This is a genomic window from Microbacterium terrisoli, assembly GCF_030866805.1.
In the GTDB taxonomy this organism is placed as follows: domain Bacteria; phylum Actinomycetota; class Actinomycetes; order Actinomycetales; family Microbacteriaceae; genus Microbacterium; species Microbacterium terrisoli.
Window position 1 is genome coordinate 1,426,366 of the sequence record NZ_CP133019.1, and the last position, 19,596, is coordinate 1,445,961.

Consider the following 19,596-nt stretch of genomic DNA (forward strand, 5'->3'; position numbering starts at 1 on the left):
AGCACAGGCACAGACACGGCACGTACCCTGGCTGCTCCGGAGGTGACATGACCCTGTTCGACATCGCTCTGCTGCTGATCCTGCTCGTGGCCGTCTCGGTGGGCGTCGCCCGCGGGTTCGTGGCCAGCGCCGGGATCCTTGCGGGACTGGTCGTCGGCGGAGCCGCGGCGCTGTGGGTGGCTCCCACGATCGGGCGCCTGGTCGCCGAGCCGGTGTGGCGGCCGATCGCCGAACTGGCCGCCTGGGTCGTGCTGCTGATCGTGGGCGGATCGATCGGCGGTGCGATCGGGGCGTGGCTGCGGCGCGGGGTGGATCGCTCGCCGCTGCGCATCGTCGACAGGGTCGCCGGCGGCGTCGTCTCGCTCGCGGTGACCGGGTTGGTGGTCTCGCTGGCGGCGACCGGGATCGCGGCGACCGGCATTCCCGTGGTGTCGGCGGATGCGGCATCCTCTCGCGTCGTCCGTGCGATCGACGCGCTCATCCCGCCACCGGTGCAGCAGGGTCTTGCGCAGCTGCGCGGCACGCTCGCCGCCGACGGCCTCCCGGCGCTGGGCGCGCTGCTGGACCATCCCGCCGCGCCGGTCGAGCCGGCGATCGCGCTGGACACGCCGGCGCTGACCCGGGCGGTGCGCTCGGTCGCCCGGATCACCGGCGTCGCCTACGCGTGCGGGGTGAGCCAGACCGGTTCGGGTTTCGCGATCTCACCCGACACCGTCGTCACCAACGCCCACGTCGTGGCCGGTGTGAAGGACCCGACCGTGCAGCTGCCGGACGGCACGGCCCGGCCGGGACGGATCGTCGCCTTCGACCCCGAGCAGGACCTGGCGATCATCCGCGCGTCGGGCCTGGGGGCGACCGCTCTGCGGATGAGCTCGACGCTGCAGGCGGGTGCGGCGGCGGTCGTGGCCGGATATCCGTACGGCGGTCCGCTGACCGTCGGCGATGCTCGGGTGCTGGCGGCCGGCACCGCTGCGGTGCCCGACATCTACGACCAGGCCAGCGTGCCACGCCCGATCTACAGCCTTCGGGCCACCGTGCGGCCGGGCAACTCGGGCGGGCCGCTGCTCACCGCGCAGGGAACCGTCGCCGGTGTCGTGTTCGCCCGCGTGGAAGGGACCTCTGACCGGGGGTATGCGATCGCCGACGCCGCACTGCGGGACCTGCTCGCGCGGTCGGGATCGCTGATGACGACCGTGCCGTCGGGACACTGCACGAGGTGACCTGCTCCGGTATGCTGGGGGCAAACTGAACATCATCGGCCGCACGACGTCCGCGGGAGAGTCCGATTCGATCGGACACCGAAGGAGCAAGCCTCCCCGCCAATCTCTCAGGTCCGCATACCGCGCATGTCCGGCCACTCTGAAAAGTGATTTTCGAGCGCACGCAGTTCGCGAATCCGCCGACGGTGAAAGCCGTGGCATCCGTCGATGCTGCAGCGAAGCTCTCAGGCCCATGACAGAGGGGGAGTCCGCACGGCGCCGCAGGCGTCCCGTTCGACTCGGAAGAACCCATGTCTCAACTTCGCCAGACGCCGCTGAACGAGCGGCACGAAGCGCTCGGCGCATCGTTCACCGATTTCGGCGGGTGGTCGATGCCCGTCCGCTACACCTCCGACCTCACCGAGCATCGCGCCGTGCGCGAAGCCGCGGGGCTGTTCGACATCTCGCACATGGCCGAGTTCTCGGTCACCGGGGCCGGCGCAGGCGCATTCCTCGACTATGCGCTGGCGGGCCGGCTCTCGGCGCTGACGGCGGGCAAGGCGAAGTACTCCCTCATGCTGGCCGACGACGGGGGCATCATCGACGACGTCATCGTCTACCGCCTGACCGATGAGCGCTTTCTGGTCATCGCCAATGCCGGCAACCGGGATGCCGTGGCCGAGTCGTTCACCCGGCGTGCGCAGGACGTGGCCGTCCAAGACGTCACGGTCGAAGACGTCACCGACGCCTACTCCCTGATCGCGGTGCAGGGCCCGCGTGCCGAGCAGATCGTGCTCGAGGTCGCGGGGCTGGATGCCGAAGACCTCACCGGGCTCGGTTACTACGCGTGGCGCGACGGCACGTTCGACTCGGCACCCGTGCTGATCGCCCGCACCGGATATACCGGAGAGGACGGCTTCGAACTGTTGCTCCCGAACGACAAGGCCGGCGCGCTGTGGGACGCGCTGCTGCTGGCCGGGGAGCCGCTCGGGCTGATCCCGTGCGGGCTGGCGGCCCGTGACACCCTGCGACTGGAAGCCGGCATGCCCCTGTACGGCCACGAGCTGGGTCGTGCGATCGCGCCGGCACAGGCGGGTCTGGGTCGCGTGGTGGTCACCGCGAAAGACGACTTCGTCGGCAAGGCGGGTCTGGCCGCACGCGATCTCAGCGACGCTCCCGTGCTCGTGGGGCTGGTGGCCGACGGTCGCCGCGCCGGCCGCGCCGGCTACAGCGTGCTCGGCCCCGACGGTGCCGTCGTGGGGGAGATCACCAGCGGCGCACTGTCGCCCACGCTCGGCCATCCGATAGCGATGGCCTTCGTCCCGCCGGCCCTGTCCGAGGCGGGAACCGTGCTGTCGATCGACGTGCGCGGCACCGGCATCCCTGCAACCGTCACCACACTGCCCTTCTACCGGAGAATGAAATGACCGATCTGACCAGCCTCTCCTATACCGCCGAACACGAGTGGATCGCCCGTGACGGCGACCTCGCCACCGTCGGCATCACCGACCACGCCGCCGATCAGCTCGGCGACATCGTCTACGTCGACCTGCCCGCCGTCGGCCAGGCCGTGACCGCCGGCGAGGCGTGCGGCGAGATCGAATCGACCAAATCGGTCGGCGAACTGTTCGCGCCGGTCACCGGCGAGGTCGTCGAGGTCAACACCGCACTGGACGACGACCCGTCGGTCATCAACTCCGACGCGTTCGGCGCCGGCTGGCTGCTGAAGATCCGCGGCACCGAATCGGTGGAGCTGCTGGACCGTGCGGCCTACGAGGCCCTCACCGGCGGCGCCGAGTGACCGGCGCATTCTCCTCCCGCCACGTCGGCACGGACGAGGCCGCGCAGCGGCAGATGCTCGACGTGGTCGGCTACGACTCGGTCGACGCGCTCGTGAAGGCCGCCGTCCCGGCATCCATCCACGCCGCACCGCACGCCACCACCGTCATTCCCGTCGCCGCGACCGAAGCCGAAGCTCTGGCAGAACTGCGCGAACTCGCGTCGCAGAACCGCTCCGCACGCTCGATGATCGGCCTCGGATACTACGACACCTTCACGCCCAGCGTGATCGCCCGCAATGTCTTCGAGAACCCGTCGTGGTACACCGCATACACGCCGTACCAGCCCGAGATCTCGCAAGGGCGCCTGGAAGCGCTGATCAACTTCCAGACCATGGTGACCGACCTGACCGGACTGACCACCGCGAACGCGTCGATGCTCGACGAGTCCACGGCCGTGGTCGAAGGGATGCTGCTGGCCCGCCGCGCATCCAGGTCCAAGGCAGCCGTGTTCGTCGTCGACGCCGACGCGATGCCGCAGACCAAGGCGCTGCTGCGCCACCGCGCCCACGCCGTCGGCATCAGCCTGGTCGAGCTCGCCCTCGCCGATGGTGCGACGCTGCCCGACGAGCTGTTCGGCGTGTTCGTGCAGTACCCCGGGGCGTCGGGCCGCGTGTGGGACCCGTCGGGCGTCATCGACGCCGCCCACGTTGCCGGGGGGCTGGCCGTGGTCGCCGCCGATCTGCTGGCCCTCACGCTGCTGCGCTCGCCGGGCTCGCTCGGCGCCGACGTGGCCGTGGGCACCACGCAGCGCTTCGGGGTGCCGATGGGCTTCGGCGGCCCGCACGCGGGCTACATGGCCGTTCGCCAGGGCCTGGAGCGACAGCTGCCCGGCCGCCTGGTGGGTGTCTCGCAGGATGCCGAGGGCCACCCGGCCTACCGGCTGGCGCTGCAGACCCGTGAGCAGCACATCCGCCGCGAGAAGGCCACCTCGAACATCTGCACCGCCCAGGTGCTGCTGGCCGTGATGGCCGCGATGTACGCCGTCTACCACGGACCCGAGGGGCTGCGCGCGATCGCCGAGGACGTGTCACGCAAGACCGAGGCGCTGGCGCAGCGGCTGCGCGACTACGGCCAGAACGTTCATCACGACGCGTTCTTCGACACGCTCCGAGTCACCGTGCCCGGCACTGCGCAGAACGTGATCGAACGAGCCCGGGCAGCCGGCTATCAGCTGTTCTGGGCCGACGAGGCCACCGTGGGCATCTCGGTCGATGAGACCACGACCGACGCCGACCTCGCGGTCGTGGCGTCCGCCTTCGGCGCGCCCGAGGCCGATGAGCACGGCGACCGCACGCTGCCGTCGGCCGCGTTCACGCCGCTGGCCGGGGTGGATGCCGTCCTGATGCGCGAGGACGAATACCTCACGCATCCGGTCTTCCATGATCACCGGTCCGAGACGGCCATGATGCGGTATCTGAAGCTGCTGGCCGACCGCGACTACGCGCTGGATCGCGGCATGATCCCGCTCGGCTCGTGCACGATGAAGCTGAACGCGGCCACCGAGATGGCCGCCGTGTCGTGGCCGGAGTTCTCGCGCGTGCACCCGTTCGCCCCCGAGGCCGACGTGCGGGGCTATCTCGCCATGATCGAGCAGCTCGAGGCGTGGCTGGCAGAGGTCACCGGCTACGACAGCGTGTCGCTGCAGCCGAATGCCGGCTCGCAGGGCGAGCTGGCGGGGCTGCTGGCGATCCGCGGCTATCACGACGCGAACGGCGACGACCGGCGCCGGGTGTGTCTGATCCCGTCGTCGGCGCACGGAACCAACGCCGCGTCGGCGGTGCTGGCCGGACTTCGGGTCGTGGTCGTCGCCTGCGACGAGGCCGGCAACGTCGACCTCGACGACCTGCGCGCGAAGATCGCCGCGCACGCCGACGAGCTGGCGGCCCTGATGATCACCTATCCCTCCACCCACGGCGTGTACGAGCAGGATGTGGTGCAGATCACGCAGGCGGTGCACGACGCCGGCGGCCAGGTGTACGTCGACGGCGCGAACCTCAACGCGCTGCTGGGCTTCGCGCGGTTCGGCGACCTCGGCGGCGATGTGTCGCACCTGAACCTGCACAAGACCTTCGCCATCCCGCACGGCGGCGGCGGACCCGGCGTCGGGCCGGTGGCGGCGAAGGCGCACCTGGCGCCCTTCCTGCCCTCGCACCCGCTCGCCCAGCGTGCCGACCACGCAGGCGGAGGCGGCGCCGACGGCAGAGTGCGGTTCGACGGCGGACCGGTCTCGGCGGCGCCGTACGGGTCTGCGGGCATTCTGCCGATCTCGTGGGCGTACGTGCGGATGATGGGCGCCGAAGGACTCGCCGAGGCGACCGGGGCCGCAGTGCTGGCGGCGAACTATCTCGCCGTGCGGCTGCGCGGGCACTTCCCGGTGCTGTACACCGGTGCCTCGGGGCTTGTCGCGCACGAGTGCATCCTCGATCTGCGGCCGCTGCGCGAGCAGACCGGCATCACCGTCGACGACGTCGCCAAGCGCCTGATCGACTACGGCTTCCACGCGCCGACCATGTCGTTCCCGGTCGCGGGCACCCTCATGGTCGAGCCGACCGAGTCCGAGGATCTGGCCGAGCTCGAGCGGTTCGTGGAGGCGATGATCGCGATCAGGGCGGAGGCCGTCGCCGTCGCGGCGGGCGAATGGCCGGCCGACGACAACCCGCTCGTGAACGCGCCACACACCGCCGCGTCCGTGATCGCAGGGGAGTGGAACCATCCCTACTCGCGCGAGACGGCCGTGTACCCTGTGCACGCCCTGGTGCGCACGAAGTACTGGCCGCCCGTGCGCCGCATCGACAACGCGTACGGCGACCGCAACCTGGTCTGCGCCTGCCCGCCCGTGGAGGCCTTCGCCTAGCAGCATCCTGACACTCTTGCGCCTGTGCTCACCGCTCAGCATCCGGCGACGCCCGAACAGTGGACAGTGCCGTCGATCCGGTCCCTGTGCAGGAGGCGCCGCCCCGTGTCCACCGGCCTCGACGCGGCCCGCGGTCGGAGCCGGCGAGGCGATCAGGACGCGGAAGGGGAGGGAGAAGGGGAAGGGGCGGGGGCGAACACGCCGGGCCACACAGCGGCGGCGAGGGGATAGCCGGCGAAGGAGACGATGTCCAGGATGCTGTGGGCCACCACGAGCGGCATGACCCGGCCCCAGCGCTTGTAGCACCAGCCGAACACGACGCCCATCACGACGTTGCCGAGGGCCTGCGGAGCGCCCTGGTAGAGGTGGTACGACCCGCGAACGGCCGCCGAGACCAGGATGATCGTCCAATCGTTCCACCCGGCCCGCCTCAGCCGGGTGAACAGGTAGCCGATCATGATGATCTCTTCTTGCAGCCCCGCGCGCACAGCCGACAGGATCAGCAGAGGGATCGTGTACCACGCCGCGTCGAGAGGGGATGCCTGGACCTGAACGGTCCAGCCGACCAGGCGTCCGATCGTATAGAGCCCGAGTCCCGGCACACCGATCACGAGCGCGAGCAGCACTCCGGCGCCGAGGTCCTTCACCGGGCGGCGCAGATCCAGCCCGATCCGCCGGAACGGGCTGGTTCCGACATCCCACAGCAGGTAGACCACGAGCGCCACCAGCGCCAGCGAGAACGCGATGTCCAGCACCTGGTAGAGCACGTCCCAGAACGCCTGGGCCGACTGCGTCGGGTTCAGTGCCGTGGACTGGTCGCCCACCGGCGTGGGTGCGAGCACGATGCGGATGAAGGCCAGAACGGAGTACACGGCCGACTGCCCGAGCGTGCACGCCATCACCAGCCCCACCTCCCACCACAGGCGTGCACGGACCTGCGGCGCCGGCTGCGTCGGGTCGGAAGAGGCGGTTACGGGGGTCACTCCACAGATTGTCACATGAGCGGCGTCATGGGTAAAAGGTGTGTAACGGTTTTGAGCGTTGTTTGGAGCAGAGCGTTCAGTGTGCTTATGGTTGCCCCATCGCCGTGGCCGACCGCACGCATTGGTGCGTGCGCGAACTGCGGCACGAAACCCCATTCACTGGAGGACTACACGTGAAGCGTACGAAGATCGCCCTCACCGGGCTCGCGCTGCTGGCAGCGGGCACACTCGTGCTCACCAGCTGTGCAGGCGGCGGTGGCACCAGCGGCGACAATGGCAACACCAGCGGTGCGAGCGCGTCCGCGGTCATCAAGGTCAACGGCAACGAACCCGAGAACCCGCTGATCCCGACCAACACCAACGAGGTCGGCGGCGGCAAGATCCTCGACTCGATCTTCGCGGGCCTGGCGTACTACGACGCCAAGGGCAAGCTGGTCAACGACATGGCCGAGTCGATCACCGTCGATGACCCGAGCACGGTGACGATCAAGATCAAGAAGGGCGAGAAGTTCACCAACGGTCAGGAACTGACCGCTGACAGCTTCATCAAGGCCTGGCAGTACGGCGCGCTGTTCTCGAACAAGCAGCTGAACTCGTCGTGGTTCGCCGACATCGAGGGCTTCGATCCCGCGAAGGACTCGCAGCTGACGGGTCTGACCAAGACCGATGACTACACCTTCACGGTCAAGCTCAACGCGCCGGTCGCGGCCGACTGGGCACAGCGCCTGGGCTACTCGGCCTACTACCCGCTGCCCGACGTGGCGTTCGAGGACATGAAGTCGTTCGGCGAGCACCCGATCGGCAACGGCCCGTACAAGCTGGCCAGCGACTCGGCATGGCAGCACGACGTGCAGATCGAGCTCGTCAAGAACGACGGCTACACCGGTGGCCGTCAGGCCAAGAACGGCGGTCTGACGATCGTCTTCTACACGACTCAGGATGCCGCGTACGCGGACCTGCAGGACGGCAACGTCGACGTCATCGACGCGATTCCGCCGTCGTCGTTCGCCACGTTCGAGTCTGACCTGGGCGACCGTGCGGTGAACCAGCCGGCGGCCATCTTCCAGTCGTTCACGATCCCGGGCAACGCGGCGCACTTCACGGGCAAGGAGGGCATCCTGCGCAAGGAGGCCATCTCGATGGCCATCAACCGTGATCAGATCACCAAGACGATCTTCAACGGCACGCGCACCCCTGCCAGCGACTTCACCTCGCCGGTCATCAGCGGCTGGTCGGACTCGATCCCGGGCAACGAGGTCCTGAAGTACGACGCCACCAAGGCGAAGGACCTCTGGGCTCAGGCTGACGCCATCTCGAAGTGGAGCGGTTCGTTCCAGATCGCGTACAACGCCGACGGCGGCCACAAGGAGTGGGTCGACGCGGTATCGAACTCGATCAAGAACACGCTCGGCATCGACGCGTCGGGCAAGTCGTACGTCGACTTCGCCACGCTGCGCCAGGACGTCAACGATCGCAAGATCAAGACGGCGTTCCGTACCGGCTGGCAGGCCGACTACCCCAGCCAGTACAACTTCCTGCAGCCGCTGTACGGCACGGGCGCGAGCTCGAACGACAGCGACTACTCGAACAAGGACTTCGACGCCTTGCTCGCACAGGGAGCCTCCGCCAGCGACCCGGCAGCGGCCACCGCGGACTATGCGAAGGCTCAGTCGATCCTGTTCCAGGACCTGCCGTCCATCCCGCTGTGGTACTCCAACGTGACGGGTGGCTACGCCGAGGGCGTGAAGAACGTCACCTTCGGGTGGAACTCGGTTCCGCTGTACTACCAGATCACCAAGGGCTGACCGCCCCAGGGGTCTGACCCGCGAGGCGGTGACGAACACGTCACCGCCTCGCGGCATGCCATCCTCACCCGAAGGGAGGGCGCATGCTCGCATACATCGTGAGGCGCCTTTTGCAGTTGATCCCGGTGTTCCTCGGGGCCACACTGCTCATCTATTTCCTCGTGTTCGCCATGCCCGGCGACCCGATCGCGGCGCTGTTCGGCGACAAGCAGCCCAGCCCGCAGTTGCTCGCGGAGCTGCGAGCTCAATACCATCTCGACCAGCCGTTCCTGGTGCAGTACTGGTTCTATCTCACCGGCATCCTGCACGGCGACCTGGGCACCACCTTCTCGGGCCAATCGGTCAATGACGTCCTGGCCCGGACGCTGCCGGTGACGGGGCGTCTGGCGGTCATGTCGATCGCCATCGAATTCACGCTGTCGATCATCATCGGCACGATCTCCGCCGTCCGCAAGGGCAAGCTCTTCGACCACAGCGCACTGATCGTGGGTCTCATCTTCCTGTCGGTGCCCGTCTTCGTCCTGGGCTTCGCTGCCCAGTACTTCCTGGCCATCAAGCTGGGCTGGTTCCGGGCGACCGTCGGTGCCGACAACGACTGGGGCGGCCTGTGGCTGCCGGCCATCGTCCTGGGCGTGAGCCTGTTCGCCACGAGCATGCGCCTGATGCGCGGCTCGGTCATCGAGACGCGCAACCAGGACTGGGTGCGCACCGCGTACTCGAAGGGTCTGCCCCGGCGACGAGTGCTGCCCGTGCACGTCATGCGCAACTCTCTGATCCCCGTCATCACGAACTCGGCGACGAACTTCGGCGTGCTGCTGGTGGGTGCGGTCGTGACCGAGGCCGTGTTCAACATCCCCGGCGTGGGCAACACCATGTACCAAGCGACGCTGCGCCACGAGGGACCGACGATCGTATCGTTCGTGACGGTGTTCGTCATCATCTACGTGCTGGTGAACGTCCTCGTCGATCTGCTGTACGGCTTCCTGGACCCGAGGATCCGCTATGTCAAGTGATTCCACCGCGACGCACTACGTCGCCCCCATCGAGACCACGACGATCAACGTCGACGAGGTGAAGGTCGGCGCCAAGCCGACCAGCCTCTGGTCCGACGCCTGGCGCGACATCCGCGTGCGCCCGACGTTCTGGATCTCTGTCGCGATCGTGATCGTCGTTCTGCTGATGGCGTTCGTCCCGACGCTGTTCACGCACGTCGACCCGGCCTCGTGCGACCTCACATATTCGAACCACGGCCCCGCCAAGGGTCACCCGCTCGGCTACACCTTCCAGGGGTGCGACATCTACTCCCGCATCGTGTGGGGTACGCGGATCTCGCTGTCGGTCGGCCTGCTCGCCACCATGATCGGATCGTTCATCGGCCTGGTCATGGGCGCGATCGCCGGGTTCTATGGGGGATGGCTCGACTCGTTCCTGTCCCGCGTCGGCGACATCTTCTTCTCGATCCCCTACATCCTGGCCGCCGTGGTCGTCATGACGGTGTTCGCTGAGTACCGCAACGTGTTCACCATGGCATTCGCGATCGGCGGGTTCGCGTGGGCGGCCACCGCCCGCGTCGTGCGCGCCGAGATCCTTCGGGTGCGCCAGTCCGACTTCGTGACGGCCTCGCGAGCGCTCGGCAAGTCGAACTTCGGCACGCTGCTCTCGCACGTGATCCCGAACGCCATTGCCCCGCTGCTGGTCGTGTCGACACTGAGCCTTGCCGCGGCCATCGTCGCGGAGGCGACGCTGACGTTCCTCGGCGTGGGAATGGGCAACGTCATCTCGTGGGGCACCGAGATCAGCAACGCACAGACCTCTCTGCGCGTCGCGCCGATGTCGTTGATCTATCCGTCGATCTTCCTGACCGTCACTGTGCTGGCGTTCATCATGCTGGGCGAACTGATCCGAGACGCCCTCGACCCGAGAGCGAGGGCCCAGCGATGAGCGCGACCGTCGACACACCGCTGCTGAGCATCCGCGGATTGAAGGTCGCCTTCCGCGGCCAGAAGACCGAGCGCGAGGTGCTGCACGGCATCGATCTCGAACTGTTCGCCGGTGAGACCCTCGCCATCGTGGGGGAGTCCGGTTCGGGCAAGTCCACCACGGCGTCGGCCATCGTGAACCTGCTGCCGGGCACCGGACACGTGACCGCCGGCAGCATCATGCTCGACGGCCGCGAGTTGACCACCCTCAGCCGCAGCCAGATCGAGCGGGTGCGCGGGCGCGAGATCGGCTACGTGCCGCAGGACCCGATGTCGAACCTGAACCCGGTGTGGTCCATCGGATTCCAGGTGAGAGAGGCCGTCAAGGCCAACGGCATCGCGCAGGGCCGGCACGCGGTCAAGCAGCGCACGATCGAGGTCCTCAAGCAGGCGGGTCTCGAAGACGCCGAGCGGCGTCTGCACCAGTACCCGCACCAGTTCTCCGGCGGCATGCGTCAGCGTGCGCTGATCAGCATCGGCCTGGCCGCCGACCCGAAGCTGCTGATCGCCGATGAGCCTACGAGCGCCCTTGACGTCACGGTCCAGCGCGTCATCCTGGACCACATGGCCGGACTCACGCGCGAGAAGGGCACCGCGGTGCTGCTGATCACGCACGATCTGGGCCTTGCCGCCGAGCGCGCCGAGAAGATCGTCGTGATGCAGCACGGGCGGATCGTGGAGGCCGGTCCCAGTCGCGAGATCCTCGAGAACCCGCTGCACCCCTACACGCAGAAGCTGGTGGCCGCAGCGCCCAGCATCGCCTCGCAGCGGATTCAAGCCCGTGTCGAGCAACGCGGCATCGAGCATGCAGACGGGTCCGAGACGGTGCCTGCGGTCTCGGTGCGGGGCCTGTCGAAGGACTACAAGATCCGCACCGGCGGATTCGGCTCGGTGCCGTTCCGTGCAGTGGATGCCGTGAGCTTCGACATCCCGCGCGGCAAGACGCTGGCCCTGGTGGGTGAGTCAGGGTCGGGCAAGTCGACCGTCGCCAAGATGGTGCTGAAGATCGAGGACCCCACCGAGGGCACGATCGAGATCGCCGGCAAGGACTCGTCGTCGCTGTCGGGCAAGGAGGTGCTGGCGCTGCGTCGCAAGATGCAGCCGGTCTTCCAAGACCCGTACGGGTCGTTGGATCCGCTGCGCAACATCGGCAACACGATCGCAGAGCCGCTGGACATCCACCGCGTCGGCGACGCGGCTGCCCGCAGGGCACGCGTGGTCGAACTGCTCGAGCAGGTCTCTCTTCCGCAGGAGCTGGCCAACCGGTACCCGAATGAGCTGTCGGGTGGCCAGCGGCAGCGTGTGGCCATCGCCCGCGCGCTCGCGCTCAAGCCCGACATCGTCGTGCTCGACGAGGCCGTGTCGGCTCTGGATGTGCTGGTCCAGGACCAGATTCTGCAGCTTCTGGCTGAGCTGCAGGGCGAGCTGGGCCTCACCTACCTGTTCATCACCCATGACCTCGCCGTCGTGCGCGTTGTCGCCGACGACGTCTGTGTGATGGAGAAGGGCAAGGTCGTCGAGCACGGTTCGGTCGACGAGATCTTCGCGAACCCCGCCCAGGAGTACACGCAGCGCCTGCTGGATGCGATCCCGGGTGCGTCCATCCCGCTGGGGGGTGGGGCACGCTGACCGCCAAGGACCCGAGCCGGCACGTTTTCCGTCCCGGGTCGGCATGGCCGCTGCTGGCGATTTCGGCCGTGGTCGTGCTGTTCCTGCTCGGTGACGCCGTCATCCGCGGTGGCTGGGGCGAGACGCTGCTGCTCGCCCCGTGGCCGCTGCTGGCGCTGTGGGGCGTGTATGTGGCCGCGTTCGCCTCGTCGCTGGCGATCGACGACGAGGCGATCACGGTGCAGAACATCCTGCAGCTCGTGCGGATCCCGTGGGGGCGCGTGAGCGATCTGCAGTGGCCGTGGCAGGTGCAGATCACGATGGACGACGACGCCCACGTGCGTGCCATCGGCGGTCCGCTGCAGGGCAGGTCGGCTCGTCGGCCCGGAGACCCGGCGCAGACGCCGGCGGGAACCCGTGCCCAGTTCGATGCCATCGAACGCGCCTGGCACGCAGGCCGCGAGCACGCGGCGCCGGGCACAGGCGCCCAGGGCGCCGTGCGACGCAGCTGGGACGTGCCGGCACTGGTCGCCCTGGCCGTGCTGGTGGTGTGGGCCGTCATCGCCGTGCTGGTCACAGGAGGGCCCTCGTGAGCAAGGACCTCAGCCAGGGCGTCGTCGTGCTGCGGGCGCTGTCGTCGCAGATCGCCTTCTGGGCGCTGGCGGTGGTCGCCGGATTCTTCATCGTCGATGCCGTGCTGCGCGGCCGCCTCGATGTCGCGGCTCGCACGACGGGTGTGGCGCTGCTGATGGTCTGGGCCTGCTGGGTGTTCCTCGTTCGGATGAGCGTTCGGTTGGATGCTTCGGCCCTGACGGCACGCAACCTCCTGCGCTGGGTCCGTGTGCCGTGGGCCCGGGTGACCGACATCGAGCGCCGCGCGCAGCTGGTCGTGTTGGTCGATGACGGCACCGCGGTCAGCTGCTGGGGGAGCCCTTTCGCGCCGCGTGCCGGTGTGCGCAGTGCGCACGGGCGCGTAGGCGGATCGGCAGAAGCGATCACCCGCGTGCTCCCCGCCGGCGGTCGGCCGCCCAACGAGGCCGCACGCAGGAGCGGCCCCGCCGTCGACAGCGCGCTTGAGATCGTGCGCACGGCATGGCTGGGTCACCCCGCCGCAGCAGGCGAGATCACGCGCGGCTGGGACCTGCCGGCCCTTATGATCGGTGCAGTCTGCCTGATCGCCGCCGTCGTGGCGGTGGTGGCGTGACTCATGTCGGTACCTAACGCCCTGATAAAGATGCGCACGAGGGAACGTGAAAGACACGGGATGTCGGTTAGAGTGGTGCGCGGTCCCATCCGGACTCCCGCCGACGGACAATCGGCATCGACATCGTCGTCGGTCAAGAGTCGGCGCTCGACAAGCAAGGAAATGTTCACGAACGTGATCACTGATAACACGGTCTGGGGTGCGCGGGCGACTGGGTTCGCGAGATCGCTGCGGACAGTCGGTACGCCGAGACCGGGTGAACGCCGGTGACTCTGTACATCATCCGCCGGATCATCAACTACCTGATCCTGACCGCTGTCGCCTCGTCTCTGGCATACGTGCTTGCCAGCACCGGACTGAATCCTGTGGGACAGTTCCAGGGGCGCAACCCTCCGGTCCCTCAGTCCTCGATCGACCAGCTGCTGAATGCTTGGGGGGTCAACCCCAGCGTGCCGCTGATCGAGCGCACCTGGACGTGGTTCATCAACATCTTCCACGGCGATCTGGGTCTCACGGTGAGCAACCAGCCCGTCGCTGCGCAGATCGCGGTTCGTGCGGGTGTGAGCCTGCAGCTGCTGCTGGTGGGTTCGATCATCGGCGCGATCCTCGGGGTGATCCTGGGCGTGTGGGGTGCTGTGCGCCAATACAAGATGAGCGACCAGGTCGTCACGATCGTCTCGTACATCATCTTCGCGACGCCGACGTTCGTCATGGGCATCCTGCTGATGATCCTCGCGGTGAACTTCAACAACCTGATCGGCATGCAGCTGATCACCTTCAGCGGGCAGTATTCAGGGACGGCGGCGCCAGATTTCTGGAGTCAGCTCTGGGATCGGGTATCGCACGCACTGCTGCCCACCCTCGTGCTGATCCTGTTGGGGGCGGCCTCCTACAGTCGGTACCAGCGCAACGCCATGCTCGACGTGCTGGGCGCCGACTACATCCGCACGGCTCGCTCGAAAGGCCGCACGCGCGGTTCGGCGCTGGTGCGTCACGGCGTGCGGATCGCGCTCATCCCGATGTCGACGTTCTTCGCCTACAGCTTCGGCACTCTCGTGGCCGGCTCCGCCATGCTCGAGATCGTCTTCAGCTGGCATGGCATGGGCGAGATGACGATCCAAGCCGTGCAGCAGAACGACATCAACGCGATGGCCGGCTCCACGCTCTTCATCGCGGTCCTGATCCTGTGCTCGTCGACCCTGTCCGAGATCTTGTACGCGGCCCTCGACCCGAGAGTGAGGCGCTGACATGGCGATTCCCGAAGCAGACCTGCTCAGCCAGACGGATGTGGCCGTCGACGACCTCGAACCGGTCACCACGACGCTGGCAGCCAAACCCGCATCGCGGGCGCGCGTCATCTGGCGTCGCCTCCAGCACACGCCGCGGTTCTGGATCGGCGGCACGGTCGTCATGCTGTTCATCCTGCTGGCGATCTTCGGCCAGTTGCTGACACCGTGGGGGCCCACGGATCAGGACGTCAACAACATGAACTATCCGCCCACCGTCCTGCACTGGTTCGGCACCGACATCCTGGGCCACGACCTGTTCTCGCAGATCGTGTCGGGCCTGCAGAAGTCGCTGATCATCGGCTTCATCGCCGGCCCCGCCGCCACGCTGATCGCCGGCCTCCTCGGGGCCACGGCCGGTTACCTCGGCGGCTTCAGCGAGAAGCTCATCGCCTGGATCATCGACCTGCTGCTGGTGCTGCCCGCATTCTTCATCCTGGTGCTGCTGTACCCCTTCACGCACGGCAGCTGGGTCGTGATGATGATCTTCCTGGCCGTGACCGGCTGGATGATCATGGCGCAGGTCATCCGCAATCAGACCAGATCCCTGCGCGATCGAGAGTTCGTCAAGGGTGCGCGCTACATGGGATTCGGCACGTGGTCGGTCGTGCGCCGGCACATCATTCCGAACGTGGCGTCCCTGCTGATCATCGATGCCACGCTCGGCATCGCGGCGATGATCCTCGCCGAGACGAGCCTGAGCTTCTTCGGCTTCGGCGTGCAGCCGCCCGACGTGTCGCTGGGCACGCTGATCGCCAATGGCCAATCCGCGGCGACCACGCGCCCCTGGCTCTTCCTGTTCCCCGCCGGCACGCTGATCATCCTGCTGTTGGCCATCAGCCTCGTCGGCGACGCCCTGCGTGACGCCATCGACCCGACCTCAGGGGTGAACCGTGCCTGAGACCACCGCTCCTGACCTGTTCAACCGCCCCCAGTCGACCCCGGCGCGCACCGGTCACCCGCTGCTGGAGGTCAAGAACCTCTCGGTGACCTTCCCGCAGCGCTCCGGTGATGTACGGGCAGTCCGTGACATCAGCTACACGGTCAATGAAGGCGAGTTCCTCGGAATCGTCGGCGAATCCGGTTCGGGCAAGTCCGTCTCGTCGCTGGCGATCATGGGACTGCTGCCCGACACCGCTCATATCACCGGTGAGATCCTCTACAACGGTAAGTCGCTGTTGTCGATGGGCGACAAGCAGCTTTCACGCATCCGTGGCAGCGAGATCGCGATGGTCTTCCAAGATCCGCTGTCGGCGCTGACGCCCGTGTACACCGTCGGAGACCAGATCTCCGAGGCACTGCGCCTGCACGACAGTGCCCTGAGCAAGCACGCCGCGGCCGCCCGGGCCATCGAACTGCTGAAGATCGTCGGCATCCCGGACCCGACCCGGCGCGCCCTCGCGTTCCCGCACGAGTACTCCGGCGGTATGCGCCAGCGCGCGATGATCGCGATGGCGATCGCCAACGATCCGCGGTTGATCATCGCCGACGAACCGACCACGGCCCTGGATGTCACCATCCAGGCGCAGATCCTCGAAGTGCTGCAAGAGGCCAAGCGACTGACCGGCGCGGCCGTCTCATTGATCACGCACGACCTGGGAGTCGTCGCCGGTCAAGCCGATCGTGTCGCCGTGATGTACGCGGGCAAGCTCGTCGAGTCGGGCACGGTCGAGCAGATCTTCAACGAGCCGACCATGCCGTACACGATCGGTCTGCTGCGGTCGGTGCCCAACATCCGCACCGCCGGCAAGAGCCGGCTGGTGCCGCTGGAGGGGCGTCCGCCGTCGCTGGCGAACCTTCCGGCGGGCTGTCCGTTCGCCGCACGCTGCCCCGCAGTGACCGACCTGTGCCGTGTGCAAGAGCCTGCACTGGTGGAGCATGCCGGCCCTGACGGGCACCTCTCGGCGTGCCATCGCGCCGGTGAGATCCTCTCGGGTGAGCTGACGCGGTCGCAGATCTTCCCCCGCCCGGACGCACTGGTGGATCGCGAGAAGATCATCAGCGACGCGCCGCCGGTGCTGGTGGTCAAAGACCTCGTCAAGCACTTTCCGCTGATGAAGGGCGGAGTGTTCCGCCGGCAGGTCGGTACGGTGCGCGCGGTCGACGGCGTCTCCTTCAGTCTCGCGCCCGGTCGTACGCTGGCCATCGTCGGTGAGTCCGGCTGCGGCAAGACGACGACGATCCTCGAGCTGCTGGAGCTGGTCAAGCCGCAGAGCGGTTCGATCGAGGTCGTCGGTCACGACGTCTCCACGCTCTCCAAGCACGCGCGGCGAAAGCTGCGCAGCGAGATCCAGATCGTCTTCCAGGACCCGGCCGCCGCCGTCGACCCGCGTCTGCCGATCGCCGACGTGGTCGGCGAGCCGCTGCTGGCGCAGGGAGTGCCGCGCGACAAGCGCAATGAGCGGGTGTCGGAGCTGCTGGACCTGGTGGGCTTGGACCCCTCGATGCTCGACCGCTACCCGCACGAGTTCTCGGGCGGCCAGCGTCAGCGCATCGGCATCGCGCGAGGCCTTGCCACCGACCCGAAGATCCTCGTCCTGGATGAGCCCGTCTCGGCCCTGGACGTGTCGATCCAGGCCGGCGTCATCAATCTGCTGCAGGACCTGCGCGACAAGCTGGGCCTGTCGCTGATCTTCGTGGCGCACGACCTGGCGGTCGTGCGCCAGATCGCCGACGATGTCGCGGTGATGTATCTGGGCAAGGTCGTGGAGTACGGCGAGATCGCCGCGGTCTTCGACAAGCCGAAGCATCCCTACACACAGGCGCTGATGTCGGCCGCGCCGATCCCGGACCCCGCGATCGAGCGCACGCGCGAGCGGGTGCTGCTGCAGGGCGACCTGCCCAGCCCCGCCGAGCGGATCGACGGCTGCCGGTTCCGCACCCGGTGCCCGCTGTACAAGATCCTTCCCGATCCGCAGCGCGCGATGTGCGACACGCAGGATCCCGAGCTGATCGATCACGACGGCGACCTGGTGGCCTGCCATCACGTCGATCGCAACACCCTGGTCGTCGGCTGACGACCCCAGAGACCCCCGCCGATGCCGGTGGGTGACACAGAAGAAGAGGAAGCACATGAACCGCAGAACCACAGCACTCGCGGCTGTCGCTGTGCTCAGCGCTGCCGGCCTCGCGCTGGCCGGCTGCGCGCAGCCCAACGCAAAACCGACCAACAGCGAGCCTGCACAGCTCCCGCTCATCGGTTGGACGCCTGTCGCGGCGGACGACGTGCAGCAGGGCGGCACGCTCAGCCTCGCGGTCCTGTCCAGCGGCACCGATGAGGGCAACTGGAACATCAGCACCACGCAGGGTGCCAACGTTCCCGTCGTCAACATGACCTCGCCGCTGATGGGCACCCCGTACAAGGCCACCAAGGACGGTCAGGTCGAGGTCGACCCGAACTACGCCACCGACATCAAGCTCGAGAGCGATTCGCCCCAGACGGTCGATGTCAAGCTCAATGACAAGGCGGTGTGGGAGGACGGCAAGCCGATCACGGCCAACGACTACAAGGCCACGTTCGCCGCACTCTCCGGCAAGAACACGAAGTTCAACATCGCTTCCTCGGCCGGCTTCGACCAGGTGTCGAGCTTCGATGTCGTCAGCGACTACGAGTTCACGTTCACCTTCGGCGAGACCTACGCCGACTGGCAGGCGCTGCTGACGACCCCCGCGGTCCCGGCTGACATCGCCAGCGACCCGGCGAAGTGGGCGAGCTTCACGACGAAGCCGCTGCCTTCGAGTGGTCCGTTCGTCATGTCGAAGATCGACAACAACGCCAAGGTCTACACCGAGACGCCGAACCCGAAGTGGTGGGGCACCAAGCCCAAGCTCGACCAGATCGTGTGGAAGGTCATCGACCAGGGCGCGCAGGCGCAGACCTTCGCGAACAATGAGATCAACGCCGTCGAGGCGCAGGATGTCGACACCTACACGGCCGCACTGAAGAAGTCGGGTGCGAAGGCGCTGAGCTCGGGTGGTCTGACCTACTCGCAGGTCACGTTCAACGGTCTGCAGGCCCCGGTCGACAACGTCAACGTCCGCAAGGCCATCGCGCAGGCGGTGGACCGCACCCTGATCGCCAAGACGGCCAACGAGCCGCTGGGTGTGAAGGCGACCACGGACGGCAACTGGATCTTCATGCCCGGCCAGAAGGGCTACGAAGACACCGTCGGCAACAAGCTGCCGTACGACATCGATGCCGCCAAGAAGGACCTCGAAGCCGCGGGCTACAAGCACGACGGCAGCCAGTGGACCAAGGACGGCAAGCAGCTGAAGCTGTCGGTCATCGTTCCTCAGGGCACGAAGTCCAACGAGCTGCGCGCTCAGCAGATCCAGTCGTCGCTGAAGAAGATCGACGTGCCGGTGACCCTCGACGAGGTTCCCAGCGCCGACTACTTCGACAACATCCAGAACGGCAAGTTCGAGATGGCGACCTTCGGCTGGCAGGGCACGCTGTTCCCGATCTCCTCGACGGAGTCGCTGTTCTACCCGGAGATGAAGCCGGGCGGAAGCGGTCAGAACTACGCGTTCGTGACGGACGAGAAGCTGGGCGACCTGTGGAAGCAGGCCAACGCGGAACTCGACCCGGCCAAGCGCCTGAACATCGCGAGCCAGATCAACGACACCATCGCCAGCTACGTGCCGATGCTGCCGATCTACCCGTACCCCAATGTTCAGGTGGTCGACAAGAACCTCGCGAACTACGGTCCGGGAACCTTCACCGACCTCACCGAGGACTGGACGACGGTCGGCTTCACGAAGTGATCGCGGGGGCACTCGTGCCTTCGCGTGCACTGAACTGAACGCACGCTGAAAAGGGCGCCCGCCTCGCACCGAT

At 67.4% G+C, this 19,596-nt stretch carries 15 protein-coding genes and 2 riboswitches; of the genes, 14 read left to right on the forward strand and 1 reads right to left on the reverse strand.

Annotated elements, in window-relative coordinates; translation table 11 throughout:
* The first annotated feature begins 47 nt into the window (after nucleotides 1-47).
* From QU603_RS06055 to gcvP, 4 genes are all read left to right on the forward strand, one after another.
* Complete coding sequence (locus QU603_RS06055; protein ID WP_308493588.1) at nucleotides 48-1,220, forward strand: MarP family serine protease; 1,173 nt, start codon at nucleotides 48-50, stop codon at nucleotides 1,218-1,220.
* Between the two features lie 43 nt (nucleotides 1,221-1,263).
* Nucleotides 1,264-1,353: riboswitch (glycine riboswitch) on the forward strand.
* Between the two features lies 1 nt (nucleotide 1,354).
* A riboswitch (glycine riboswitch) is annotated at nucleotides 1,355-1,466 on the forward strand.
* A gap of 44 nt (nucleotides 1,467-1,510) precedes the next feature.
* Nucleotides 1,511-2,626, forward strand: coding sequence for a glycine cleavage system aminomethyltransferase GcvT (gene gcvT / locus QU603_RS06060; RefSeq protein WP_308493589.1), 1,116 nt, complete (start codon nucleotides 1,511-1,513; stop codon nucleotides 2,624-2,626).
* Nucleotides 2,623-3,000 carry a glycine cleavage system protein GcvH gene (gcvH, locus tag QU603_RS06065; protein ID WP_308493591.1) on the forward strand — a complete coding sequence of 126 codons (378 nt, stop codon included), beginning with the start codon at nucleotides 2,623-2,625 and terminating at the stop codon, nucleotides 2,998-3,000. The genes gcvT and gcvH overlap by 4 nt, the downstream gene beginning before the upstream one ends.
* Nucleotides 3,001-3,053: 53 nt before the next feature.
* Nucleotides 3,054-5,894 carry an aminomethyl-transferring glycine dehydrogenase gene (gcvP, locus tag QU603_RS06070; RefSeq protein ID WP_370655347.1) on the forward strand — a complete coding sequence of 947 codons (2,841 nt, stop codon included), beginning with the start codon at nucleotides 3,054-3,056 and terminating at the stop codon, nucleotides 5,892-5,894.
* 152 nt (nucleotides 5,895-6,046) lie between these two features.
* On the opposite strand, the gene QU603_RS06075 is transcribed toward gcvP, so the two are convergent.
* Entirely contained in the window at nucleotides 6,047-6,877 is an 831-nt protein-coding gene (locus QU603_RS06075) for a CPBP family intramembrane glutamic endopeptidase (protein ID WP_308493593.1), read from the reverse strand.
* Between the two features lie 173 nt (nucleotides 6,878-7,050).
* On the opposite strand from QU603_RS06075, the gene QU603_RS06080 reads away from it, so the two are divergent.
* The 10 genes from QU603_RS06080 to QU603_RS06125 all read left to right on the forward strand — a co-directional run bounded on the left by QU603_RS06080 (nucleotide 7,051) and on the right by QU603_RS06125 (nucleotide 19,523).
* Nucleotides 7,051-8,682 carry a peptide ABC transporter substrate-binding protein gene (locus tag QU603_RS06080; RefSeq protein WP_308493594.1) on the forward strand — a complete coding sequence of 544 codons (1,632 nt, stop codon included), beginning with the start codon at nucleotides 7,051-7,053 and terminating at the stop codon, nucleotides 8,680-8,682.
* Between the two features lie 83 nt (nucleotides 8,683-8,765).
* Complete coding sequence (locus tag QU603_RS06085) at nucleotides 8,766-9,695, forward strand: ABC transporter permease (protein ID WP_308493595.1); 930 nt, start codon at nucleotides 8,766-8,768, stop codon at nucleotides 9,693-9,695.
* The gene (locus QU603_RS06090; protein ID WP_308493596.1) at nucleotides 9,685-10,623 is read left to right on the forward strand and encodes an ABC transporter permease; all 939 of its coding nucleotides are present in this window, start codon (nucleotides 9,685-9,687) and stop codon (nucleotides 10,621-10,623) included. Before QU603_RS06085 ends, QU603_RS06090 begins: the two co-directional genes overlap by 11 nt.
* Nucleotides 10,620-12,290, forward strand: a complete 1,671-nt coding sequence (locus QU603_RS06095) for a dipeptide ABC transporter ATP-binding protein (RefSeq protein ID WP_308493598.1) — start codon at nucleotides 10,620-10,622, stop codon at nucleotides 12,288-12,290. The genes QU603_RS06090 and QU603_RS06095 overlap by 4 nt, the downstream gene beginning before the upstream one ends.
* 68 nt (nucleotides 12,291-12,358) lie before the next feature.
* Nucleotides 12,359-12,862 (forward strand): hypothetical protein, encoded by a 504-nt coding sequence (locus QU603_RS06100; RefSeq protein WP_308493599.1) that lies wholly within the window; start codon nucleotides 12,359-12,361, stop codon nucleotides 12,860-12,862.
* The gene (locus QU603_RS06105) at nucleotides 12,859-13,473 is read left to right on the forward strand and encodes a PH domain-containing protein (protein ID WP_308493600.1); all 615 of its coding nucleotides are present in this window, start codon (nucleotides 12,859-12,861) and stop codon (nucleotides 13,471-13,473) included. The genes QU603_RS06100 and QU603_RS06105 overlap by 4 nt, the downstream gene beginning before the upstream one ends.
* A gap of 266 nt (nucleotides 13,474-13,739) precedes the next feature.
* Complete coding sequence (locus tag QU603_RS06110) at nucleotides 13,740-14,720, forward strand: ABC transporter permease (RefSeq protein ID WP_308493601.1); 981 nt, start codon at nucleotides 13,740-13,742, stop codon at nucleotides 14,718-14,720.
* Between the two features lies 1 nt (nucleotide 14,721).
* The gene (locus tag QU603_RS06115; RefSeq protein WP_308493602.1) at nucleotides 14,722-15,660 is read left to right on the forward strand and encodes an ABC transporter permease; all 939 of its coding nucleotides are present in this window, start codon (nucleotides 14,722-14,724) and stop codon (nucleotides 15,658-15,660) included.
* Nucleotides 15,653-17,776 (forward strand): ABC transporter ATP-binding protein, encoded by a 2,124-nt coding sequence (locus tag QU603_RS06120; protein WP_370655336.1) that lies wholly within the window; start codon nucleotides 15,653-15,655, stop codon nucleotides 17,774-17,776. Before QU603_RS06115 ends, QU603_RS06120 begins: the two co-directional genes overlap by 8 nt.
* 55 nt (nucleotides 17,777-17,831) lie before the next feature.
* Nucleotides 17,832-19,523 (forward strand): ABC transporter family substrate-binding protein, encoded by a 1,692-nt coding sequence (locus QU603_RS06125; protein ID WP_308493603.1) that lies wholly within the window; start codon nucleotides 17,832-17,834, stop codon nucleotides 19,521-19,523.
* Nucleotides 19,524-19,596: the final 73 nt, after the last annotated feature.